This is a genomic window from Enterococcus sp. DIV0840 (assembly GCF_050527835.1).
Lineage (GTDB): Bacteria > Bacillota > Bacilli > Lactobacillales > Enterococcaceae > Enterococcus_L > Enterococcus_L ureasiticus.
Map to the genome: position 1 here is coordinate 1,585,344 of NZ_CP172876.1, position 21,881 is coordinate 1,607,224.

At 36.4% G+C, this 21,881-nt stretch carries 23 protein-coding genes, 1 other RNA gene and 1 other annotated feature; of the genes, 17 read left to right on the forward strand and 7 right to left on the reverse strand.

What is annotated here, in order from left to right:
* Window positions 1-86: 86 nt before the first annotated feature.
* Both treP and IGL98_RS07500 read left to right on the forward strand, forming a co-directional pair.
* Complete coding sequence (gene treP / locus IGL98_RS07495; RefSeq protein WP_206911777.1) at window positions 87-1,553, forward strand: PTS system trehalose-specific EIIBC component; 1,467 nt, start codon at window positions 87-89, stop codon at window positions 1,551-1,553.
* Between the two features lie 247 nt (window positions 1,554-1,800).
* On the forward strand, window positions 1,801-2,805 hold the full coding sequence (locus IGL98_RS07500; protein ID WP_010761098.1) for a nucleoid-associated protein: 1,005 nt from the start codon (window positions 1,801-1,803) through the stop codon (window positions 2,803-2,805).
* Window positions 2,806-2,856: 51 nt separating this feature from the next.
* Here IGL98_RS07500 and IGL98_RS07505 read toward each other — a convergent pair whose 3' ends face one another.
* Complete coding sequence (locus tag IGL98_RS07505; protein WP_206842989.1) at window positions 2,857-3,213, reverse strand: YxeA family protein; 357 nt, start codon at window positions 3,211-3,213, stop codon at window positions 2,857-2,859.
* Between the two features lie 183 nt (window positions 3,214-3,396).
* Between IGL98_RS07505 and IGL98_RS07510 the strand changes: the two genes are divergently transcribed.
* Both IGL98_RS07510 and IGL98_RS07515 read left to right on the forward strand, forming a co-directional pair.
* On the forward strand, window positions 3,397-4,101 hold the full coding sequence (locus IGL98_RS07510; protein ID WP_206842990.1) for a zinc metallopeptidase: 705 nt from the start codon (window positions 3,397-3,399) through the stop codon (window positions 4,099-4,101).
* An 84-nt stretch (window positions 4,102-4,185) separates the two neighbouring features.
* The gene (locus tag IGL98_RS07515) at window positions 4,186-4,521 is read left to right on the forward strand and encodes a hypothetical protein (RefSeq protein ID WP_206842992.1); all 336 of its coding nucleotides are present in this window, start codon (window positions 4,186-4,188) and stop codon (window positions 4,519-4,521) included.
* Between the two features lie 53 nt (window positions 4,522-4,574).
* Here IGL98_RS07515 and IGL98_RS07520 read toward each other — a convergent pair whose 3' ends face one another.
* Window positions 4,575-5,429 carry a helix-turn-helix domain-containing protein gene (locus IGL98_RS07520; protein WP_206911776.1) on the reverse strand — a complete coding sequence of 285 codons (855 nt, stop codon included), beginning with the start codon at window positions 5,427-5,429 and terminating at the stop codon, window positions 4,575-4,577.
* A gap of 69 nt (window positions 5,430-5,498) precedes the next feature.
* Here IGL98_RS07520 and tadA point away from each other — a divergent pair, with 69 nt between their 5' ends.
* Together tadA and ffs are read left to right on the forward strand one after the other, a co-directional pair.
* Complete coding sequence (gene tadA, locus IGL98_RS07525; protein WP_206842996.1) at window positions 5,499-6,011, forward strand: tRNA adenosine(34) deaminase TadA; 513 nt, start codon at window positions 5,499-5,501, stop codon at window positions 6,009-6,011.
* Between the two features lie 40 nt (window positions 6,012-6,051).
* An RNA gene (ffs, locus tag IGL98_RS07530) (signal recognition particle sRNA small type) lies at window positions 6,052-6,136 on the forward strand.
* A gap of 220 nt (window positions 6,137-6,356) precedes the next feature.
* On the opposite strand, the gene IGL98_RS07535 is transcribed toward ffs, so the two are convergent.
* Window positions 6,357-6,743, reverse strand: coding sequence for a DUF5067 domain-containing protein (locus IGL98_RS07535; RefSeq protein ID WP_339099627.1), 387 nt, complete (start codon window positions 6,741-6,743; stop codon window positions 6,357-6,359).
* Window positions 6,744-7,233: 490 nt separating this feature from the next.
* Here IGL98_RS07535 and IGL98_RS07540 point away from each other — a divergent pair, with 490 nt between their 5' ends.
* Window positions 7,234-7,554 carry a DUF6506 family protein gene (locus IGL98_RS07540; RefSeq protein ID WP_206842997.1) on the forward strand — a complete coding sequence of 107 codons (321 nt, stop codon included), beginning with the start codon at window positions 7,234-7,236 and terminating at the stop codon, window positions 7,552-7,554.
* A gap of 77 nt (window positions 7,555-7,631) precedes the next feature.
* Here IGL98_RS07540 and IGL98_RS07545 read toward each other — a convergent pair whose 3' ends face one another.
* The 3 genes from IGL98_RS07545 to IGL98_RS07555 form a co-directional block, all read right to left on the reverse strand.
* Window positions 7,632-8,438, reverse strand: coding sequence for a TPM domain-containing protein (locus tag IGL98_RS07545; RefSeq protein WP_206842999.1), 807 nt, complete (start codon window positions 8,436-8,438; stop codon window positions 7,632-7,634).
* Window positions 8,435-9,607: a TFIIB-type zinc ribbon-containing protein gene (locus IGL98_RS07550; RefSeq protein WP_206911775.1), complete on the reverse strand. Its 1,173-nt coding sequence runs from the start codon at window positions 9,605-9,607 to the stop codon at window positions 8,435-8,437. The genes IGL98_RS07545 and IGL98_RS07550 overlap by 4 nt, the downstream gene beginning before the upstream one ends.
* A 115-nt stretch (window positions 9,608-9,722) precedes the next feature.
* Window positions 9,723-10,955 carry an SPFH domain-containing protein gene (locus IGL98_RS07555; RefSeq protein ID WP_206911774.1) on the reverse strand — a complete coding sequence of 411 codons (1,233 nt, stop codon included), beginning with the start codon at window positions 10,953-10,955 and terminating at the stop codon, window positions 9,723-9,725.
* A 281-nt stretch (window positions 10,956-11,236) separates the two neighbouring features.
* Between IGL98_RS07555 and IGL98_RS07560 the strand changes: the two genes are divergently transcribed.
* The 6 genes from IGL98_RS07560 to argS all read left to right on the forward strand — a co-directional run bounded on the left by IGL98_RS07560 (window position 11,237) and on the right by argS (window position 18,365).
* Window positions 11,237-13,273 (forward strand): penicillin-binding transpeptidase domain-containing protein, encoded by a 2,037-nt coding sequence (locus tag IGL98_RS07560; protein ID WP_206911773.1) that lies wholly within the window; start codon window positions 11,237-11,239, stop codon window positions 13,271-13,273.
* 127 nt (window positions 13,274-13,400) lie between these two features.
* Window positions 13,401-14,120: a tRNA (adenosine(37)-N6)-threonylcarbamoyltransferase complex dimerization subunit type 1 TsaB gene (gene tsaB, locus IGL98_RS07565; protein WP_206843008.1), complete on the forward strand. Its 720-nt coding sequence runs from the start codon at window positions 13,401-13,403 to the stop codon at window positions 14,118-14,120.
* Window positions 14,104-14,652: a ribosomal protein S18-alanine N-acetyltransferase gene (gene rimI / locus IGL98_RS07570; protein ID WP_206843009.1), complete on the forward strand. Its 549-nt coding sequence runs from the start codon at window positions 14,104-14,106 to the stop codon at window positions 14,650-14,652. The genes tsaB and rimI (IGL98_RS07570) overlap by 17 nt, the downstream gene beginning before the upstream one ends.
* Window positions 14,653-14,656: 4 nt before the next feature.
* Entirely contained in the window at window positions 14,657-15,121 is a 465-nt protein-coding gene (rimI, locus tag IGL98_RS07575) for a ribosomal protein S18-alanine N-acetyltransferase (protein WP_206843010.1), read from the forward strand.
* Window positions 15,118-16,152 (forward strand): tRNA (adenosine(37)-N6)-threonylcarbamoyltransferase complex transferase subunit TsaD, encoded by a 1,035-nt coding sequence (gene tsaD, locus IGL98_RS07580; RefSeq protein ID WP_206843011.1) that lies wholly within the window; start codon window positions 15,118-15,120, stop codon window positions 16,150-16,152. The genes rimI (IGL98_RS07575) and tsaD overlap by 4 nt, the downstream gene beginning before the upstream one ends.
* A 66-nt stretch (window positions 16,153-16,218) precedes the next feature.
* Window positions 16,219-16,425, forward strand: a binding site (T-box leader).
* A 248-nt stretch (window positions 16,426-16,673) separates the two neighbouring features.
* Entirely contained in the window at window positions 16,674-18,365 is a 1,692-nt protein-coding gene (gene argS, locus IGL98_RS07585) for an arginine--tRNA ligase (RefSeq protein WP_206843012.1), read from the forward strand.
* Between the two features lie 86 nt (window positions 18,366-18,451).
* Here the strand turns inward: argS and IGL98_RS07590 are convergent, their stop codons facing one another.
* Window positions 18,452-19,447, reverse strand: coding sequence for a Gfo/Idh/MocA family protein (locus tag IGL98_RS07590; protein WP_277989048.1), 996 nt, complete (start codon window positions 19,445-19,447; stop codon window positions 18,452-18,454).
* Between the two features lie 158 nt (window positions 19,448-19,605).
* Between IGL98_RS07590 and IGL98_RS07595 the strand changes: the two genes are divergently transcribed.
* The 4 genes from IGL98_RS07595 to IGL98_RS07610 all read left to right on the forward strand — a co-directional run bounded on the left by IGL98_RS07595 (window position 19,606) and on the right by IGL98_RS07610 (window position 21,777).
* Window positions 19,606-20,127, forward strand: coding sequence for a hypothetical protein (locus IGL98_RS07595; protein WP_069644977.1), 522 nt, complete (start codon window positions 19,606-19,608; stop codon window positions 20,125-20,127).
* A gap of 20 nt (window positions 20,128-20,147) precedes the next feature.
* A complete protein-coding gene (locus tag IGL98_RS07600) occupies window positions 20,148-20,351 on the forward strand; it encodes a hypothetical protein (RefSeq protein ID WP_206843014.1) in 204 nt (67 codons plus the stop codon).
* 91 nt (window positions 20,352-20,442) lie between these two features.
* Window positions 20,443-21,066: a glycoside hydrolase family 73 protein gene (locus tag IGL98_RS07605; RefSeq protein ID WP_206843015.1), complete on the forward strand. Its 624-nt coding sequence runs from the start codon at window positions 20,443-20,445 to the stop codon at window positions 21,064-21,066.
* Window positions 21,067-21,093: 27 nt separating this feature from the next.
* Window positions 21,094-21,777, forward strand: coding sequence for a hydrolase (locus tag IGL98_RS07610; RefSeq protein ID WP_206843016.1), 684 nt, complete (start codon window positions 21,094-21,096; stop codon window positions 21,775-21,777).
* Window positions 21,778-21,881 lie beyond the last annotated feature (104 nt).

Below are 21,881 nucleotides of genomic sequence, written 5' to 3' on the forward strand. Positions count from 1 at the left end.
GAAAACGCTTGTAAAAAGTCAAATAATAAAGTATTATACAAATACAGCTGAATTGTATATACAAGTTAAAGAGAGGAGCAATGGAAATGGGTAAGTTTCAAGATGATGCAAAAAAACTGTTAGAGGATGTAGGGGGAAAAGAGAATATTGCTGCTGTTTCACACTGTGCGACGCGGATGCGTTTTGTTTTAAATGATCCAAGTAAAGCCGATACTGCAGAGATTGAGAAGATTTCGTCTGTCAAAGGAACATTTACAAATGCTGGGCAATTTCAAGTTATCATAGGGAATGAGGTACCGCAATTTTATAATGAGTTTTCTGCTATTTCAGGACTTGAAGGCGTTTCCAAAGAACAAGGGAAAGCAGCAGCAAAACAAAATCTTAACCCGGTCCAACGAGCAATTTCGGTTTTAGCAGAGATATTTACACCGTTGATTCCGGCTTTAGTTATTGGTGGGCTGATTCTAGGTTTTCGTAATGTATTGGAAGGGATTCCATTTGGATTTTTAGATGGACAGAAAATCGTTGAAGTATCCCAATTTTGGAGTGGTGTGAACTCATTTTTATGGCTCATTGGTGAAGCAATTTTCCAATTCTTACCAGTAGGAATCACTTGGAGTATTACTAAAAAAATGGGAACAACTCAAATTCTTGGGATTGTTTTAGGGATTACATTAGTGTCTCCGCAATTATTAAATGCTTATTCGGTTGCAAGTACAGCTGCTGCTGACATTCCTTTTTGGGATTTTGGCTTTGCTCAAGTAAATATGATTGGGTATCAAGCTCAAGTTATACCAGCGATGCTAGCAGGATTTTTACTTGCATATCTAGAAATATTTTTCAGAAAAGTTATACCGCAAGCGGTTTCGATGATTTTTGTTCCACTATTTGCGTTAGTACCAACTGTTATAGCTGCCCATGTGATCTTAGGTCCTGTCGGCTGGACGATTGGAAGTTGGATTTCAGATATCGTAAATGCTGGATTGACGTCATCACTTAACTGGTTGTTTGGAGCCGTATTCGGTTTTATGTATGCGCCGCTTGTTATTACAGGACTGCATCATATGACCAATGCCATTGATTTGCAATTGATTGCCGATTTTCAATCAACAAATTTATGGCCGATGATCGCATTATCAAATATCGCTCAGGGATCAGCTGTTTTAGCAGTTGTCTTTATGCATAGAGGAAATAAAGATGAAGAGCAAGTTTCGATTCCAGCAATGATTTCTTGTTATCTAGGAGTTACAGAGCCAGCGATGTTTGGGATTAATCTGAAATACATTTATCCATTTGTTGCGGGAATGATCGGTTCTGCATGTGCTGGATTATTCTCAACTTTGTTTGATGTTAAAGCAATTAGTATAGGTGTTGGCGGCTTGCCAGGTATTTTGTCTATCGTTCCTCAATACTATCTACCATTTTTCGGTGCAATGTTGATTGCAGTGATCGTTCCGTTTATTTTGACCTATGTTTTCAGAACAAAAGGAATTTTCAATAAACTAGATCCTGTTGATGAAGCGACTGGGAAATTGTTTGTGGAAGAAAATTAATAGCGGAATTGCAAAAAAATAAAATATATTTTTATGAAGAGCAAGGTAAGAAGTAAAGGCCTTGCTTTTTTATTGTTTTTATGGATGAAGGGTTGCATGTTTTTCAGGTGTTAGTTCTTTGGAACGAAGATTCCCTATTTTTCTGTCAGAGCTAAACGAGCTCATTCCACTTTTCTAATAAAAACAGTTGGCTTTTTTTCTTCTTTCAGGTAGACTAAATAGTGCTTAAGAAAAGGGAGAATGACAGATGGATATTTATTTAAAAAGTGCAATTTTACACATTATTGATCGTGAAACCGGGACTCCGGTGTTTTCAGCGAAGGAGTTAGATTTAACGACAGAATATATTCGTGTTTATCTAACGAGCAAGATTACAAAGCTATCAACTGCTCAAACCAAAACTGGTATTTTAGCAGAAGAAAGTTCGTTTGTTGATAAAATGCGGGGGATTCCGAATGATTTTATTCAAAAAAGTCAACAGTTGGCTCAGCATTGGTATGATGTCTATTCAGGTAGTGAAGATGCGCCGAGTGCGGATGTTCTTTTCATTTTATACGAATTAGACACAGTGATGCATTTGGCGATGATCAAATTAAATTACAAAGAAAGCTATACGCATTATGTGGATTATGAAGATGAGGCTGTTTATAATAAATTGATCATCAACCGAGCAATTTTACCTTCGAAATCACAAAAGCCTGATGAAGGAATGACTGTTAACTTGGATACCTTGGCTTATGAGCTTTTAGAAAAACGCTATGAGTTTTCAGGCGAAAAAGTTTGGTACTTTTCAGAAAAAGTGATCGAGTCACAACCTGCACCTTCAATAGAAGAAAATATGAAAGAAATCAAAAAAGCGGTGAAACGAATCGGTAAGAAGTTTAATGAAGATGAATTTGAATTGATTGCCTCTGTGAAAGAAGCAGTTTATGAAAGTATTGAAGAAACTGGAACGATCGACAACGAACAAGTTGCTGAGTTGGTTTTTAAAGAAAATATTTCAGCTCGGATGGCTTATCAAGATGAAGTCAATGAATCAAAATTTGTTGATAAAACGCCGCCAGTTCGTGAAGCCAGAGAAATTTCAGAGAAAAAATTTGGTAAGCAAAAATTAAAAATGAGTAACGGTATTGAATTGATTGTTCCGATAGAAGTTTATCGAAACGGAGATTTGATAGAATTTGTCAACAACCCAGATGGCACAGTATCGATCGTTTTGAAAAATATTGAAAAAATCAGTAATCAACTGTAATCAAAAAGGCCTTCATCGAATTCGATGAAGGTCTTTTTGAATAATATAACGCTACTTACTCAATTTCTCAAACGCTTTTTTGGGAACGGTCTTTTCGGGTACCTCTTCCCAGCTTAAAATCCCTTTTCTAGGATTAACCTTTAATTTTAAATAAGCGTTGATTCGTAATGGCTTGTCTCTAATTTCGTACGCTTTTTGGACTGTTTTTTCGCCTTGTTTATTAAAAGCGACGTATGTGTAATCATATTCTGTATATTTTTCACCGCTTGAAAACTTTCCAGTCTTTACCTCGACCGGTTCTCCAACACGAGTATAATAATCCTTACCACCAAAATAATAATTATATCCAAACCAAACACCTGCAGTTAACAAGACGAATGGTAAGATAAAAAGTAAAGTTTTTTTCAATATCGTCACCTCTTAAATGTAGTATGCCTTTTTTTGAGGAAAGATGCCATTGGATTGTCTTAAAATAATGTGACAATTTTGTTAGGGCATTCATTTTTTAGAGTTCATAAATTCGTCAAGGTATAGTTACACTTTTTTTAGAAACTCATGATACAATGTAAAAAAGAATAGGGGGAATGAAAAATGATGCCTTTTTATGGAATATTTGATCCAACATATATTTTAGTGATTGCGGGGTTGCTGATTTCAATGGCTGCATCAGCTTATGTAAATAGTACATTTAAAAAATATGATAAAATACAAAGTCAAAACAATATAACAGGCACAAAAGCAGCCCAATATATTTTGCAAAAAGAGCAGATAAACGATGTTGGCGTTCAACAAATTGCAGGAGATTTGACTGATAATTATAATTCTGGCAACAAGATATTAAGTTTATCTGAAGCGACTGCTCAGTCAATGTCAGTAGCAGCAATCGGTGTAGCAGCCCATGAATGTGGGCATGCGGTGCAAGACCATACTGGATATACTCCTTTGAAGATTCGTGCTGCAATCGTTCCAGCAGCAAACTTTGGCTCAGCACTCTCATTTCCAATCATTTTGGTTGGTGTTCTATTTAGTTGGAACCAAACATTGATCAATATTGGAATACTAGCTTTTTCATTGGCGTTGCTTTTCCAATTAGTTACATTACCAGTGGAATTTAATGCTTCACGTAGAGCATTGAAAATTTTGTCAGATGGGAACATCTTAACAGAAGAAGAAGTGCCGATGGCAAGAAAAGTTTTATTTGCAGCCGCGTTGACCTATGTTGCAGCCGCTTTGGCTACGTTTTTACAATTACTTCGTTTAATTATTTTATTTGGTGGAAACAATCGCAGGGATTAAAAAACGCATGAGATTTTGTTTTATTACCTCAAATTTTAAGAGTGTGGTATCATTAGATTAGATAGTAAGAAGGAGCTGAAAAGAATGAAAACATCAACAAAAATTAGTATTGTTTTAAGTATTGCTGCAGTAGCAGGTGTATCAGTAGCGGTGATTGCGTCTGAGAAAATCGTCAAGAAAGTTTATCATGTATCAAATCGTTTTAAAGCGAAAAAATTTGTGAACGATAAATTTGGCGGCAATGAAAAATTGCTAGGAATTGTAGATGATTTATCTGATGATGAGCTTGATTCTATGATGAACGTTTTAGGCAAAGTCAAAGATGGCAGAAAAAAAATCTCTTCTTACGGAGAATCTTTAAAAGACAATACTGAAAACTTGAAAGATCGTTTAGTCAGTTTTGTTGAAGAAATGATGTAAATTAGATTTTAGAGGATGACCAAGACTTTTTTTAGTCTTAGATCATCCTCTTTTTATTTTGTAATCAACAAATAACAAAATACAAGATCATCCATCTTCTTTAAAGACAGACCAGTTTGCTCATAGAATTTTTCTAAACGATAATGAAGAGTATTACGATGCATATACAAATCCTTTGCGGCCGAACTAATATTTCCTTGATTATGCCAAAGAGCAAGGATGATCTGCTGGATTTCACTTGTCAAAACCAATTGTTCGGCAAATGTCTGAACGATCTTGCTTTGATTTATTGCTTCTTTAGTAAAATAATGTAAAACTACATCTGGTAAAGAGAAGGTCGATTTCCCACGGAGATTGTCTGCCTCTGTTTTAAAAATCTGTTGCTCTTCTTTAAATAATGCGGGTAAATGTTGATTTGCTGGAAAAAAATTACCAACAAAAACGGTTGTAGAAGAATCAAAATCAGCGTCTAGAGTTAAAAATATACTTTGTAATTCTTCTAGGTTATAGTGATTTTTTTGATATTTTTCAATTAAAGCGCCATCATTTTCACGGATAAAAAAGAAATCATCGAGATTGGGGAAGATTTCTATAATGCTATTTTCCCATTCAGTTTGTAAAAAGGCTTTCGGCTTTTTGAGTTGAAATTGTATGATACGAAATGTTCCTTCAACATCAAAAGTCATTTGATCAAATAGATAGCCAAACCAAGGATGTTTTTTTTTGTCGACAAAATATTCTTTTGCAGGAAACAATGTTTCTAGTAATCGAATTTCTGTTTCCCGTAAGGTTTCTTTAGTCAGAACATAATAGTTCCCATCAATCGGTAATGACAGAGCTTCACTTGTTGCTTTTGTTTGCTGGATCTTTCCAGCAGGATATAATTCAATTAATTCTTCAATAGTCATAGACACACCTCACTGATTTATTGTACCATGAATAAGATAAAAGTATAAAGAACGAGAGGCGGAAATCGCTTGAATGAAAAGAGAAGCTGTCTAACAATAGAAGAAAAAGAAGCATTTATGCTAGAAGCCATTAAAGAAGCTAAAAAAGCAGAAGTTGTCAAAGAAGTACCGATTGGTGCAATTATTGTTTTAGATGGAGAAATCATAGGCCGTGGACATAATCTTAGAGAAGAAAGTCAAGATGCTACAGCTCATGCAGAAATGTATGCGATCAAACAAGCCTGTGCAGCAATCGAAAATTGGCGTTTAGAACGTGCACAATTATTTGTCACGTTAGAGCCGTGCCCGATGTGTAGTGGCGCAATGATCCTTTCTAGAGTCAACGAAGTGTATTATGGCGCAAAGGACCCAAAAGGCGGAACTGCTGGAACCTTGATGAACTTATTGGAAGATGAACGATTTAACCATGTAGCATATGTTGAAGCTGGGATCTTGGAGCAAGAATGCGGTGATTTACTCTCAAATTTCTTTCGAAAACTAAGGGAAGAAAAGAAACTTTTAAAAATTCAACAGAAAGACTAGCCAAGCATCAAAAAATGCGGTATACTAAATCTTGCCGAAAGGCTAGGACAATGGTGGGCTTACGAAGCGTGTCAGATCCGGAAGGAAGCAGCACTAAGTAGGTGCCGCCATGTGTCTGATTAAATGATCGATTTACCAAGGCTGATAGGCCTTTTTTATTTTGTCAAAAAGTGAAAAAAGGACAGAAAAAAGAATAGAGAGATTAAAATTGAACAAATTTCAAAAGTTGTCCAACTATTGAAACTTTTTTTGATGATAAGGAATCATCAACGTTTTAAAATATAAAAAATCGGATCAGCAAAGACTGCTGATCCGATTTTAAGTTACCACGTCAAAATAAAACTTCTATTTTAAGTTGATCGTTTTTTCTCCAAGTTCTTTCCCTGCCATCCCTTGATTAGCTTTTAAAATAACTGGTGTCTCTGTGTCCTCTAAATCATAAGAGATGATCGCTTTGGCTGTGCCGCCAGGTTTTATTTCATCTAGTTGATGTTCTGTGTATTCCGCAAATTTTTCATCTTGTGGCGTCATACCAACAGTTAATTTATTGATCGTATCTTTGCCTTCTTGAGTTAGCCCCATACAAGCAATCCAAACCGTAGAAGCTGAAATTGGTTCTTTACTGTTATTCGTCACTTCATAAGTAATCGCTAATTGTGGTTTTTCTCTAAGTAGATTTTCGTCGGCCGGTAAAACTTCAGTTGATAAGAGCTTAAGGGTAGCCATATCGATTTTTAATGTATCGTCTTTAAAGTAGACCTCGTCTGATTTCTTTTGAGACGTCGCGTTCGTTTCAGCTTTTTTTCATCGGTCGATTTATTATTGCTTCCGCATGCAACCAACGTTATGCTACACAATGTTAATACTCCTAAACTTAGTAATTTTTTCATTCATATATCCTCGCTTTATAAAATAATGGTTACAGAAATCCCTAATAAGATAAAAGTAAAATTAATTTATTTATAGGGTTATTTGATTCTATACTACCTTGTATTTCTCTAAATAACAAGAAGGCTTTTGCTAGTAATACGATTAATTTAAAAAATGGACAGTATTAGCGGAATATATGAGTTTTATTGATAAATCATTTCATTTTGATAGAGAAAAAAATCTTTTTTTTGTACAGAAATGTTAAGTTTGTTGTATACTCAGTATATTTAAGTTAGCTAGCTCTTCGGAAAAAAAGAGCCTGTTCAGATTTTAAATTGAGAGGAATAGCAAAATGAAAAATTTAAACACATGGGCATTTTTTTACTTTTCGCCAGATTTTTCACCAGAACAAAATACTGTTATTAATAGAAATGAGTTAGGAACGTGTACATTTATTACTGTTGGGTTTGATCCTAAGGCGAAAGAAGATGGCAGTATTATTGAAGTTGCGAAACAATTAAAAGAAGATGGCGTTCAAATGATTGAGCTATGCGGCGGCTTTGGACCAACCTGGGTGACAAAAATTTGTGAAGCTTTGAGTTATGAAATTCCAGTAGGAAGCGTAACTTATGGACCAGAATTTCGTCAGCAGTTAGTAGATATTATGAGTTGACGTAAAAAAATCCTCGTTCGAAAAGAGAAGTATTACTACTCTTTCAAATGAGGATTTTTTTGAAACATATTTTAGTTCTAAAAACTACGCCCACCGCCGCCGAATGTTCCGCCGCCTGTCGAATGGGTGCTGCTTCCGCCACCACCAGAACCGCCGCCATTGGAATTATTTCTAGGGATGCGTCGAGTCGTGACGAATGAATTGATTAGAATATCGTTTCGCCGAGTTAAATTCAGGGTTGATTTTTCTCTAAATGGGTATTTATAAGTACCGAATTTTAATTGGTATTTTGAAATACTAATGACAAAGAAAATGCCGCTCAAAACAACTGCAGCTACCAAGGCAATGATGATTTCCGTGGTAGTCAAGGCTTTATAGCGAGTGACTTTCCCAGTTGCAGTATCGACACGATAATGACCTCCTGGGACACCTTGATCAAAGTAGTAACTGGTATTTTTTAGAAAGCTTTGCGCTGCTTGAAAGTAATTGCCGTTTTTCATACTGGGTTCAATATCGTCCAAGGTTTGATCAATTCGTTTATCTGTCATGTAGTCAATCATATTTCCAGAAGTAGAAATAATAAACTTTCTTTGATTCATATCAATATAAAAAGTGATGCCATTCTGGTTTTTCCCAATACGGTCGAGCATATAATAATCTGCAAATCGAGTAGAATCCATATCATTATCGTTATTGGTCACAATAAAAACTCGTGCCTTAGCTTTAGCTTCGATGGGGATGATTGCTTCATTCAATTGAGTGATCTCCTCAGTAGTAAAAAGGGAAGCTTGGTCATTGATTGAATCATCAGCCGCTTGGGCGCTCACAGAAAAGCCAAATAGTAGAAACATAGCAGTGAATAGAGTAATACTGATCTTTCTCATATAAACCAGCCTCCAATCAGGAAAATCGCTAAGATCGTAGCAAAAATACCAAATGTGAACAATCCTAATCGTTTATAACTGACAGGTAAAATACCGCTGACTTTTCCCGTTTGTCCGTTCATAGCGTAGTAATAAACTTTTTTTGACTGCTCATTACTACGATATGTCACGACCCAAATCGGCAGTAACATATAATGGTTGTCTTCACTGTCTAATGAAATATCTGTTCGCAATTTTGTCAAAGTGGTATAGCCGGAAGCCGTATCTCTTAGTAAAGATTCGGAGTAGTCTTTTAACTCACTTTGGATAGATTTTTGGATTGCTTCATATTCAATATCTCGCTTTTCTGCCTGAAATCCCGCCAAATATTGACTTTTAAAAGAAACGGCTTTGTCTAATAAAAAAGGCTGGACTGCTTCAACCATTTTTTGTTGTACATTTTTAGAAAGAGCATTTTTAATCAGTTCTTTAAATGATATTGTTCCTTGCCGCTCCACATCGAATTGCTTTGTTTCTGTGTACTCAATATCACCGATACGCCAAATACGGATCGTTGTGCCCATGCCGTTCATCTGACCGTCGATTTCAGAATCTACTACCCAGTAAGGGAAATAGACACCTGTCATTTTATCGATTTGTTCTTTATTGAAAAAGTCTTTGGGAATAAACCATTTTTTCTTCGTCCAAGCTAAAAACTTTTCAACAGCTTCTTCTTTCTCAATAGCAAAAGGTAAGACTTTTTCAGGAAGAAAAGTACCGCTCAAACGTCCAGATAAAACAACTGGGTTGTGACAATAATAACAATAAGTAGCAGCAGTTGTTGCTTCAGTGACGATCTGTGCACCGCAACTTGGACAATTGAATAACTCCATTGCGCCTTCTATTGTATCTTCATTCATATTGTCAGTACCAGTTGCTTCTTTAAAGGCAGTTTTTTCTTTGGAGGTCATGTCATCGACCTGTGATTCAGCTGTAAAAGTTAGTTCTGGTTCAGAAGTTTGAGTCATGTCATCTTCTAAATGTGCTGCTCGTTGTGAGCTTTCATAAGCTGTGACTTCAGCTTCTGTGTATACACTTAAACAGTACTCACAATGGAACTTTTGATCTTTAGGATCAAATAATAAAGGGCCGCCGCAGTTTGGGCATTTGTGTGTAAATGTATCCGTCATGATTGTTCCTTTCTTTGAGTAACGAATTAAAATGAGCGATTCTTTTGTTGTTTCAGTGTTTTAAATTTAGAGAGAAAAAGGGCAGGACACGATTGCCCAGCCCAAGCTCTTTGGCTTATAAAGGAATTCCTTGAAACGGTTTGCCACAATGTGGACAGAATTTTGGAATACCATTCGATAAATCAACGATTTCACTACACTCGCTGCATTTCATTTCTAATTTTGGTTTATCATTTGTTGGTTTGGGTGTCCCACAATTAGAACAGAATTTGCCGTTATTTTCAGTCCCGCATTGTGGGCAAGTCCAAGTATCCTCGGAACCTTGCGCATTTTGTTGATTTTGTTTTTCCTGCATTTGTCGTTGATTGGTTTGAGAAGCTTGAGTAAAATAATTTCCACTTGTATTCATGCCCATACCAACGCCCATAAAACCGTTCATTGCACCGCCTTCATTATTTCCAGCAGCTTCCATACCACGAGCAATAGCACCTTGTACATAGCCTTCGCGAACACCGGCATCGCTAAGCATAGCACCTTGATTACGCATGTTGATCAATTTAGTAGAATCATCTGTATAAGAAATACTTGCAACTGCGACAGAAACAATTTCCATACCGCGAAGTTCGCGCCATTGATCATCGAGTGCTTGTCCCATATATTTACTTAATTCTAAACTTTTAGATGGAACATAAGAAATTCGTTCACCGTCTGCAGACATTTTATTGATCGCAGATTGCAGCGCCGTTAAAAACTCAGCTAAATATTGTTCGTTGATATCATTGATGTCTACTTGAGATTTATTTCTAGGAATGGCATTTGAAAAGAATAACAAAGGATCAGTGATTTTGATAGAGTAGTTACCATGTGCGCGTAAAAATAGTTCAGCATTATAGAAATTGTCAAAATAATTGATCGGTGATGGTGTACCAAACTTGATGCCTTTGATTTCTTGTAAGTTGATATAAAATACTTGTTGTTTTTGAGGTGTTACACCACCAAATTTAAAGCGATCGAATGTTTCAGAAATCGCATCCTTTAATGACCCGTTAAATGTAGAAGGTGCTGAATCGTTTTTAACGGTGTAGTACCCTTCTTCAGCAGTATAATCAATTATTTTTCCGCCATCGACTAAAATCATCATCATATTCGGATAGACATGAATAACAGAACCGTCTGTCAAAACATCTTCAGTCCCTTTGCGATTTGAGCCTCGTTTATCATCTTTACGAACAAAAACACCTTTTGTCATAACCGTTGTATCACCCATATTATCAGGCTCAATAACTTCGAGCCACTGATCAGCTAGTCCGCCGCCGATAGTACTTGTTGCTGCTTTAATAATTCCCATCTGAATTCCCTCCTAAAATTGAAAGCCTAGCGGGGGTGTCTAAATGATATCTTCCCCGGAGCTAAATGAAAAAGTCTTATGTAAAAATAGTATACCACAGGTAAGTGTTAGAAAAACACCGATAGAGATTGATTGTAAAATCAAAATGAAGTGTAAAAACGAAAGAGTTTAATCAAAAATTTTATATATTTGATTAAACTCTTCATTTTTCTATCATAGAATTTGATTGATAGGGTATAATAAATAAAATGGATCGAATTAAAGACTTGGGGGATGGGAAAGTGGAAAGAAGAAGCAAAAAAAAATCAAACAAAACAGTGATTTTAGCAGTGAGCGGCGTAGTTATAGCTGCAGCTGTAGTTGGGGGCTATTTCGCTTATAGTACATGGCAAAAAACGCAAGAATTAAACAAAGCAGAAAAATCTGCTAAAACTTTTTTAAGCCACCTATCAAAACAAGAGTTTGAACAATTTCCTGAACTGTTAAATGAAACATCGGTAAAAGATAGTGGCTATGATAGCAAGAAAGTCGTAGAAAAATATCAAACAATTTTTTCCGGTATTCAAGCTGAAGGGATTAAAAGTAAGGATGTTACGGTAGAACAAGAAAAAGAGGGTCAATATACATTTACCTACAAATTGGAAATGACGACGCCCTTAGGTAATTTAAAAGATTTATCTTATAAAACAACGATTAAAAAAGTAGGAGAAAACTACAAGATCAGCTGGGCTCCTAATCTGATTTTCCCGCAAATGTCAGGTCAAGATAAAATCTCGATCGGTATCGATGCAGCGAACAGAGGTGAAATCGTCGATCGTAAAGGGGAAGGTTTAGCTGTTAATCAAGCCTTTGATCAGGTTGGAATCGTACCAGGAAAACTTGGTGAAGGTCAAGCAAAAACGGATAATATCAAAGCATTCAGTGATCAATTCAAAGTTTCAGTTGAAGAAATCGAGCAAAAGCTAAAACAAGATTGGGTCAAACCAGATGCATTTGTTCCTATAACAATCTCTTTTGATCCAGTAACAACTTTACCAACAGGAGCAGCTTCTCAAGATACGACTGTTCGTTATTATCCTTTAAAAGAATCAGCCGCTCAATTAGTCGGATATGTCGGCACGATCACAGCAGAAGATATCGAAAAAGATCCAACGCTAAGCAGTACTGGCGTGATCGGAAAAGTTGGTTTAGAACAAGCTTACGATAAACAATTACGCGGACAAGACGGTGGAAATATCACGATTACCGACGAAAATGGTAATGCTAGAAGCGTCTTGCAAAAAGTGGATAAAAAAGATGGCGAAAAAATTCAACTGACGATTGATAAGAATGTTCAATCACAAGCCTATGATATTTTTAATAATCGACCAGGTAGTTCAGTTGTCATGGATCCCCAACAAGGCGATTTATTAGCCGCTGCAAGTTCTCCTTCATTTGATCCAAATAAGATGGCAAATGGGATTTCACAAGCAGATTATGATGGCTATGCGAACAATGAGAATCTACCATTTACAGCAAGATTTGCGACAGGTTATGCACCAGGTTCGACCTTTAAAACGATTACTGGTGGAATTGGTTTAGATGCTGGCACCTTGAAACCTGATGAAGAAATTGCGATCAATGGTTTAAAATGGCAAAAAGATGCTTCATGGGGAGATTATTTTGTCACTCGTGTGAAAGAAGCGAGCCCTGTAAACTTAAGAACAGCGCTGGTTAATTCTGATAATATTTATTTTGCACAACAAACATTGCGCATGGGAGAAGAGACCTTTAGAAAAGGATTAGACAAATTTATTTTTGGTGAAAAATTAGATTTATCGATCCCGATGAACCCAGCGCAAATTTCCAATGAAGATAAATTCAATTCAGAAATTTTATTAGCGGATACAGGTTATGGACAAGGGCAGCTTTTAGTGACACCAATTCAGCAAGCAGCTATGTATACGGTCTTCCAAAATGAAGGCAAGCTCGTTTATCTTAAAATCGAGTTGAACAAAGAAACGAAAACAAAAGAAAATGTTATCAGCTCAAATGCAGCAAATACAATCGTGACAGATTTGCTTGGTAGCGTGGAAGATGAAACAGGTTATGTCCACAATATGTACAATCCGGATTTCTCATTAGCAGCAAAAACAGGAACTGCTGAAATCAAGGAAAAACAAGACACGCTTGGCAAAGAAAATAGTTTCCTTTTAGCAATGGATCGAAGTAATAATAAATTTTCCGCTATGATCATGGTGGAAGATTCCAGAAAAAATGATACAGCAACAAATATCAGCAAATCATTGATCGATTATTTAGAAGCGAATATCAAGTAATAATAAAAATTGGGGCAAAGCGCAAGAAGCGTTTTTGTCCCTCTTTGTTTTTATGACTCGTTTTTTTACGAACGAACAAAAATATGCTACAATTAACCAACTACATGATGAAAGAAAGGGATTTTTTGTGCGGATTTTAGCGATCGATACTTCCAATCAGACATTGACAGTTGCTGTTTGTGAAGAGAAGAAGATAATAGGACAATATACAATCACTGTAAAAAGAAACCATAGCCTAACCTTGATGCCGGCAATCACCCAACTCGTGAAAGATGTTGGATTGACACCCAATGATTTTGATCGTATTGTCGTGGCGCAAGGACCAGGTTCATATACAGGCTTAAGAATAGGTGTAACGACGGCAAAAACACTTGCTTATACATTAAAAAAAGAATTAGTAGGTATTTCTAGTTTGAAAGCCTTAGCCGCAAATTGTGTTATGGTAAAAGGAGTAATCATTCCAGTTTTTGATGCGAGAAGAAATAATGTCTATACTGGAGCTTATGAGTATGTTGATGGCGTTTTAACCACTGTTATAGCTGATCGACATATTGCGATGGAAGAGTGGCTGGAGCAGTTAAAAGGATTTGATTCTCTTTATTTTGTTGGAGAAGATGTTGAGAAATTCCGCACTCAAATTGAATCTGTGTTACCTAATGCTGAAATTTGTGGCATTTCTGAATGGCAAATTCCAAACGGAGCAGCCCTAGCAGAACTTGGCAGATTAGCTGAGCCTGAAGTGGATATCCATCACTTTTTACCTAACTATTTAAAACGAGTAGAAGCAGAAGAAAATTGGTTAAAAGATCATACATCTGAGGTAGAAAATTATGTTGAAAAAATTTAATCTTTTTCACAGTATTTTGGGAATCTTTTTTAAGAATCGTCCCTATGATGAGAAGACAGTAGAAATTTCAAATCAAGAGTATTCTGTTCGTGGAATCACACTCGATGATATCAAAGATTTACTTTCAATCGAAAGAGAAGTGTACGCTGGAGAATTACCTTGGACGAAAACAGCTTTTTTGGTTGAGCTTCAATCGACAGAGCCCCATTTGTACTTACTCATTCAAAAAGAAGGAAAAACAATTGGTTTTATAGGTTGCCGTATTTTTGGTAAAGATGCTCATATTACAAATGTAGCTGTTTCGACGCAAAATCAAGGAAATGGAATTGGTAGTTTCTTGGTCAGAGAAATTCAACAGTTTGCAAGGAGCAACGATTGTGAGATAATTTCTTTAGAAGTTCGGATGAGCAATAAAAATGCCCAACGAGTTTATCGGCAACTTGGATTCGTATCAAATACGATCAAGCCAGGTTATTATACGGAAAATAAAGAAGACGCACTAGAAATGATTTTATATTTAAAAGAAGAGTGAAGCGATGTATTATTTAAAAGAAAATTTGCCAACCGAACAGCCTGCTGAAAAGCTTTGGTCGGTCTGTGAAAATTCCTACAACCATGGATCACCTTGGTCAGAGAAACAATTTAGTGTTGATTTAATGCTAAAAACAAGTGACTATCTTGTTTTGATTCAAGAAAATCGCTGGATCGGTTTTGTTAGCTATCATTTAATTTTAGATGAAGCTGAAATTACTCATGTTGTGATTCATAAAGAATGTCAACAAAAAGGATATGGTAGTCAATTGATCGATCACTTGCTCCAACGATTAGTCGAGCAAGGGGTTTGTCAGGTCTTTTTAGAAGTTCGTGAATCTAATTTAAATGCACAAAAATTATATGAAAAAAAAGGATTTAAAACAATCAATCGTCGAAAAAATTATTACAGCCATCCTAAAGAAGATGGGATCGTTATGTGTTTAAAAGTTAAGGAAGTGAATCAATGACTTTTTTTAATAAGGAAAGAAAATTAATACTGGCTATTGAAAGCAGTTGTGACGAAACAAGCGTTGCGGTTATTGAAGAGGGCGCTAAAATTTTATCCAATATCGTGGCTTCCCAAGTGAAGAGTCATCAACGTTTTGGTGGTGTTGTGCCGGAAGTTGCTAGTCGTCACCATGTGGAAGAAATTACGTTATGTATTGACGATGCTTTAGTTGAAGCTGGTGTAGAACCAAGTGATTTGAGTGGCGTTGGAGTTACATATGGTCCTGGTTTGGTAGGTGCTTTGTTGATCGGTATCTCTGCTGCCAAAGCATTTGCGTGGGCGCACGATTTGCCGTTGATCCCAGTCAATCATATGGCTGGACATATTTATGCTGCTCACTTTGTGGAACCCCTGCAGTTTCCTTTGATGGCCTTATTAGTTAGTGGTGGACATACGGAATTAGTTTATATGAAAGAGACAGGTTCATTTGAAATCATCGGTGAAACGAGAGATGACGCAGCTGGCGAAGCGTACGATAAAGTTGGCAGAGTTTTAGGCTTAACCTATCCAAGTGGTAAAGAAATCGACGAATTAGCTCATCTTGGTCAAGATACATATCATTTTCCTCGGGCGATGATCAAAGAGGATAATTATGACTTCAGTTTTAGTGGGTTGAAAAGTTCATTTATCAATACCGTTCACAATTCTGAACAGCGTGATGAAGAGTTGATAGTGAATGATTTAGCTGCAAGTTTTCAAGCCAGTGTGATTGAAGTATTAGTCGATAAAACGATTCGTGCTTGTAAAGAATATCCAGTCAAACAATTAGTGATGGCAGGCGGTGTTGCAGCTAATAAAGGCTTACGTGAGTGTTTAGGCAGTGAAGTGTCCAAAGAACTTCCTGGTGTCACGTTTATTGTTCCACCGCTTAGATTATGCGGAGATAATGCTGCAATGATCGGGGCTGCGGCATTCGTTGAAGCTGAAAAAGGTCATTTTGCAGATTATCACTTAAATGCGGATCCCAGCTTGTCTTTTATGACGATTTAAAAATAAGAATCAACGGATAAGACTAGGCATAGAGAAAAATATTTGCTATAATAAACCCAGTTTAATACTGATTCATCGATAAAGAGAGTACTTCATTACCTATTATCCAAGCGATTTCGGGAAGGTGCAAGCCGAAAATAATCAAATGAAGGAAGCGCACTTTAGAGAATCTGCGTAGGCAGACGGTTATCTACCGTTAATAGATTAAGTGGGTTCGTCTTTATAAAAGCACGAACAATTAGAGTGGTACCGCGGGAAAATCTCGTCTCTGGTGTTTTTTAACACTAGGGACTTTTTGCTGTGAATCACTGTGACTGACTTCGCCAGAGCAGATAATGAACAGTACGTGGCGACCGAAGGAAGAAAAGTAACCATACCAGGAATCACCAACCGCCTATGATCTAGAAAAAACATTAGTAGCAGTTCCTCAAAACAAAGAATATCTGAACTAAAAGACAATAAAAATCATCAACGAGTAAGTTTCTATTAATCAATAAAACCCACCCATTAGGAGGATATCTATGAACAACAAAGAAATCGTAGCAAAAGCTATTTACGAAGTGGTAAAAGATGACCTAACTTTAGAAACGGTTACACAATTATTGGAAAATCCTAAATCTGTCGATCACGGAGACGTAGCCTTTCCGGCTTTTTCATTAGCTAAAGTCTACCGCAAAGCGCCGCAGCAAATCGCTGCTGATTTAGCAGAAAAAATCGCTGGAACAGACTTTGAAAAAATCGAAGTAGTTGGACCTTACTTAAACTTTTTTATGAATAAAAAAATGGTCAGCCAAGCAGTGATTGGTCAAATTGCCAAAGAAAAAGGACACTATGGAGATAGTTCAATAGGTGCTAAAGGTAATGTGCCAATTGATATGTCTTCGCCAAATATTGCAAAACCAATTTCAATGGGACATCTACGTTCAACGGTAATTGGGAATTCTATTGCTTTTATCCTTGAAAAAATTGGTTACACACCAATTCGCATCAACCATTTAGGCGATTGGGGCACACAGTTTGGTAAATTGATCGTAGCTTACAAAAAATGGGGTTCAGAAGAATCAGTCAGAACTGCACCAATCACTGAATTATTGCGTTTGTATGTACAGTTTCATGAAGAGGCTGAAACTCAACCTGAACTAGAGGAAGAAGCTCGTGCGTGGTTTAAAAAGCTAGAAGAGGGCGATACAGAAGCAACTGAATTATGGCAATGGTTCCGTACAGAATCATTAAAAGAATTCGATAAAATTTATTCTATGCTAGAAGTTTCTTTTGATTCATATAATGGAGAAGCTTTCTACAACGATAAAATGGACGAAATCGTAACAATGCTGGAAGAAAAACATCTACTGCAAGAAAATCAAGGTGCTGAAATCGTTGATTTAACTGCGTATGACCTAAATCCAGCGTTGATCAAAAAATCAGATGGCGCAACACTTTATATCACACGTGATTTAGCGGCAGCAGTTTATCGCAAACGTAACTACGATTTTGCCAAATCAATCTATGTTGTTGGCAATGAACAAAGTAACCACTTTAAACAATTAAAAGCTGTTTTAAATGAGCTTGGCTTTGATTGGTCTAAAGATATGCATCACGTACCGTTTGGTTTGATCACACAAGGTGGTAAAAAACTATCAACGCGTAAAGGGAAAATCGTTTTACTTGAAGAAGTGTTGAATGAAGCGGTCGAGTTAGCAAATAAACAAATTATGGAGAAAAATCCTGATTTACCAGAGCGCGAAGAAGTTGCTCGACAAGTTGGGATAGGCTCTGTTATTTTCCATGATTTAAAAAATGATCGGTTGAATAACTTTGACTTTGTTTTAGAAGAAGTTGTGCGTTTTGAAGGTGAAACAGGTCCTTATGTGCAATATACACATGCACGTGCTATGAGTATTTTAAGAAAGGCTGACTTCACTATCGATGATACGAAAGAGTATGCATTGGATGACAAAGAGAGCTGGGAAGTTATTAAGTTATTGCAAAAATTCCCGGAAGTAGTGATGCAAGCGGCGGATAAATATGAACCTTCAGTCATTGCAAAACATGCGATTCAAGTGGCTCAAGCGTTCAATAAATACTATGCCCATGTCAAAATTTTGGCTGAGGATGAGCAAAAAGAATCACGTTTAGCATTAGTTTATGCGATGGCGACGATCATTAAAGAAGATTTACGATTGCTTGGTCTACATGCACCAAATGAAATGTAATAAGTAAATTAACTGAGACGAAAGGGCGCTAGTTCATTTTTGTCTCAGTTTTTTATATTAAAAAAACCCGCTTTCACGGGTAGTTTTTATTTAGTCCAATTTTGTTGCATTTGATCTAGAAGATCGATAACATCTTTTGTTAAAAACAGCGAACGATTCGTTTTTTCTCCTTCGATCATTTTAACCATATTGGTGATTTCATAGTTCAATGCTTGGTGACTGTCACCAGAAACAATCGTTTCTACGGTACCATCATTAAAGAAAATTTTTGCTTCATCTGCTCGTGGATACTCGTTGATTACAATATAAGCATCTTCAAAAGCGACGATTCCTTGTTTTGGTATTTTTGCTTGGAAGCTTAAAGAAACTGTTGCCATCTCTTGTGCATCATTTTGCAGAATAGTTGCTGATTGTTCATCTACACCAGTAGAGAAAGGCTGCATGACAGACGCAACGACTTTAGGTTGGGAGGTGAAGAACCATCGTGCGAAAGACACTGCATAAGTCCCAATATCCAAAAGAGCACCGCCGGCTAAATCAGGATTAAAGAATCGATTTGTTGGATCAGGTTCCTTGTAACTACCAAAAGGCGCTTGAATCATCTTCAATTTTCCAAAGCGTTTAGAATCGATCTGACTTCGTAGTTCTTGATATAAAGGCATATTAAAAATAGTCATTGCTTCAGCTAATATCAAGCCTTTTTCTTCTGCTAATTTCATCGCTTGGGCCAATTCATTACTATTCATCGTAATCGCTTTTTCACAAAGAACATGTTTGCCTGCTCCTAAAGCTTTTAAAATATGCTCAATGTGTTGGCGGTTAGGAACAGCAATATAGACAATGTCAATCGTTTGATCAGTCAACATCTCTTCAAATGAACCATATGCCTTTGGAATATCATGTTCTTTAGCAAATACTTCAGCTTTACTCAACGTTCTAGACGCAACGGCTGCGATTCGGCTATTTTCTTGTTGAAAGCTTTCAGCGAAACTAGTTGCAATTTCTCCAAGGCCAATGATGCCCCAATTGTAATTTTTCATGAAGGATCCCCCTAATTTACTTTGTACAGTTCTATTATACATGAGAAGTTTAAAATGGTGGATTATTTTGGACAGAAGCTCAGAAGTGTCTTATTATTATGGGAACAAGCTGAATGTTTCTTAAAAATACAGAAATAAGTGATTCAAAGTGATGCATTTTTTTGATATTTTCAGTAAAATAGGAAAAGGAGGCGAGAGTCATGCACCAAATGTATATAGATATTCTTATCGATGCAATTATAGAACAATTTGAAACTGAAGAGCACTTTTATACAGACTATCTCCAAACCACAAAAGAAAATTGGGATAATTGGAAAAAAGGTAGAATTAATTTAACGAGTGAAGAAATGCAAAAAGTAAAAAACTTGTTTTCTGATTATGAATGGATGCTGACACAAAAAATATTACGTCAAACGATTCTATTCCCTGAAAAAAGAAATATTGCTGTTTCAGAATACAAGCGTTTAAAAACATTGATAGCAAAAAAATGGCTGCAGTCAGGGGCCGGAATTGCTGAGCTGATAACGTCAAAAGCGAATCGCGAAGAAAAAGAGCAAGCTTTTATTGATTTAAAAGTAACGGTTTCTTATGGTGAGTGGGGCTTTGATGATATTGTTACATTTCGATTACCTGCTACATTACAAGGACAATTAGAAGGATCAAAAGTAGAATTACTTGATTGGGTAAATGAAAATTTGATGGGTACTTACGTTGGTGAATAAGTAAGTAAGGGAGTTTTTTTGTGAAACAAATTTTAGGAATTCTATCCGTCATCATAGTGTTAGGTGCTGTAATTTTCGTCTTTTTTGGTCATGCAACACCAAAAGAAAAAAATGAACCGAGCAGTGAAGAGACGAAAACAACAAGCACAATTGTTCCATCATCAACCACATCTGAAATACAAACGGAAACATCGACAACTACGACTACAACAGCTGTTGATTGATTGTCTGGGGAAAAACTGATATAATCAGTCAGCCATTGTCCTAAACTAAAATGTTAGTACAGGAACGAATACAAAACAAAGTAGGGAATGTATGAATAGTCCAAGATATAAGAAGAAAAAAATGAGAAAAACGAACTTACCAATGCTTTTTGCAGGGTTGCTGATTGTTGGTGTGGTGTTTATCTTTTCAATCAATGTATTGTCAGACGGTTCGAAAACGGAAGAAGATTCTGCTCAACAAAAAGAACAAGTATCAAAAGAGCAATTTATTGACAGAATCAGTCCTCATGCTAAAGAGCTACAAGCATCTTACGGCGTTTTGCCTAGTATTATTATTGGTCAGGGGATTTTAGAATCAAATTGGGGACAAAGTACTCTTGCATCTAAGTATAATAATTTATTTGGGATCAAAGCTTATGGAGATCAAAAAAAGGTCAACCTTGAGACTCGTGAATATATCAATGAAGAGTGGATCGTTATTCAAGGAGATTTCAGAGTGTATAATACGTGGGAAGAATCGATGGATGACCACACACGTTTATTTGTTAACGGTGTAACTTGGAATCCGCGTTTGTATGAACATGTTCTTCTGGCGAAAAATTATAAACAAGCCGCACGTGCTTTACAAGATGCTGGCTACGCAACAGATCCAACTTATGCAGATAAGGTGATCCATGTGATTGAGAGCTATGATCTTAATCAATATGACCATTAATTAATGGAGTATAAAGGAGTAGATTGAATGAGTGAAAAGTGGGTACCGGAAATTGTAACACCTTTAAAACAGGATATTGTTCAAGTGCCGAAAGTGATTGCACAAGCGAGCGGAATCCGGATTTTTGGAAAAAAAATAAAATCAATTATTTTTACGACGGATATAGCAATTATTAGAAATACAGATGCAAATGCAGTGATTGCTGTTTACCCTTTTACGCCTCATCCAGCAATTACTAAAAGTATTATCGAAGCGGCTGACATTCCTGTCTTTTCAGGAGTTGGTGGTGGTTTGACTCAAGGGCAACGCTCGGCTTACATGAGCTTATTTGCAGAAGCACAAGGCTCGATTGGTGTTGTGTTAAATGGTCCAACTCCAGTTGAAACGGTTGAAATGGTTTGTGAAGTTGTTGACATTCCAGTAGTTAGTACTGTAACGTCTATTCACACACCCATTGATGAAAAAATAGCAGAAGGCGTTACGATGATCAACATCAGTGCCGGTAAAGATACAGCTAAGACAGTGAAGTTTTTCAGAGATAAATACCCTGAATTACCGATTATTGCAACAGGTGGTCCAACGGATGAATCGATCACTGAAACGATTGAGGCTGGAGCAAATGCAATTACATATACACCGCCAAGTAATGGTGAACTATTTAGCCAAAAAATGAATAAATATAGAAATTTAGAAAAAGAAAATGACGCTTAAAGAATATAAATTAAATTTTTATTGTCAGTTTAAACAAGTTAAAGTAGAAAAAGATATAGAACTAATCATAGAATCAATAAGTAACTCTGTAAAATTTCAATGAA

Excerpts from the sequence above, each read along its gene's own strand:
- IGL98_RS07550 (WP_206911775.1), bottom strand. The coding sequence starts at position 9,607 with ATGACGGATACATTTACACACAAATGCCCAAACTGCGGCGGCCCTTTA.
- rimI (WP_206843009.1), top strand. The coding sequence starts at position 14,104 with ATGTTGAAAAAATTTAATCTTTTTCACAGTATTTTGGGAATCTTTTTT.
- IGL98_RS07595 (WP_069644977.1), top strand. The coding sequence starts at position 19,606 with ATGCACCAAATGTATATAGATATTCTTATCGATGCAATTATAGAACAA.
- rimI (WP_206843010.1), top strand. The coding sequence starts at position 14,657 with ATGTATTATTTAAAAGAAAATTTGCCAACCGAACAGCCTGCTGAAAAG.
- IGL98_RS07520 (WP_206911776.1), bottom strand. The coding sequence starts at position 5,429 with ATGACTATTGAAGAATTAATTGAATTATATCCTGCTGGAAAGATCCAG.
- IGL98_RS07515 (WP_206842992.1), top strand. The coding sequence starts at position 4,186 with ATGAAAACATCAACAAAAATTAGTATTGTTTTAAGTATTGCTGCAGTA.
- IGL98_RS07545 (WP_206842999.1), bottom strand. The coding sequence starts at position 8,438 with ATGAGAAAGATCAGTATTACTCTATTCACTGCTATGTTTCTACTATTT.
- IGL98_RS07590 (WP_277989048.1), bottom strand. The coding sequence starts at position 19,447 with ATGTATAATAGAACTGTACAAAGTAAATTAGGGGGATCCTTCATGAAA.
- IGL98_RS07555 (WP_206911774.1), bottom strand. The coding sequence starts at position 10,955 with ATGGGAATTATTAAAGCAGCAACAAGTACTATCGGCGGCGGACTAGCT.
- IGL98_RS07500 (WP_010761098.1), top strand. The coding sequence starts at position 1,801 with ATGGATATTTATTTAAAAAGTGCAATTTTACACATTATTGATCGTGAA.
- treP (WP_206911777.1), top strand. The coding sequence starts at position 87 with ATGGGTAAGTTTCAAGATGATGCAAAAAAACTGTTAGAGGATGTAGGG.
- IGL98_RS07610 (WP_206843016.1), top strand. The coding sequence starts at position 21,094 with ATGAGTGAAAAGTGGGTACCGGAAATTGTAACACCTTTAAAACAGGAT.
- tsaD (WP_206843011.1), top strand. The coding sequence starts at position 15,118 with ATGACTTTTTTTAATAAGGAAAGAAAATTAATACTGGCTATTGAAAGC.
- argS (WP_206843012.1), top strand. The coding sequence starts at position 16,674 with ATGAACAACAAAGAAATCGTAGCAAAAGCTATTTACGAAGTGGTAAAA.
- IGL98_RS07540 (WP_206842997.1), top strand. The coding sequence starts at position 7,234 with ATGAAAAATTTAAACACATGGGCATTTTTTTACTTTTCGCCAGATTTT.
- IGL98_RS07510 (WP_206842990.1), top strand. The coding sequence starts at position 3,397 with ATGATGCCTTTTTATGGAATATTTGATCCAACATATATTTTAGTGATT.
- IGL98_RS07605 (WP_206843015.1), top strand. The coding sequence starts at position 20,443 with ATGAATAGTCCAAGATATAAGAAGAAAAAAATGAGAAAAACGAACTTA.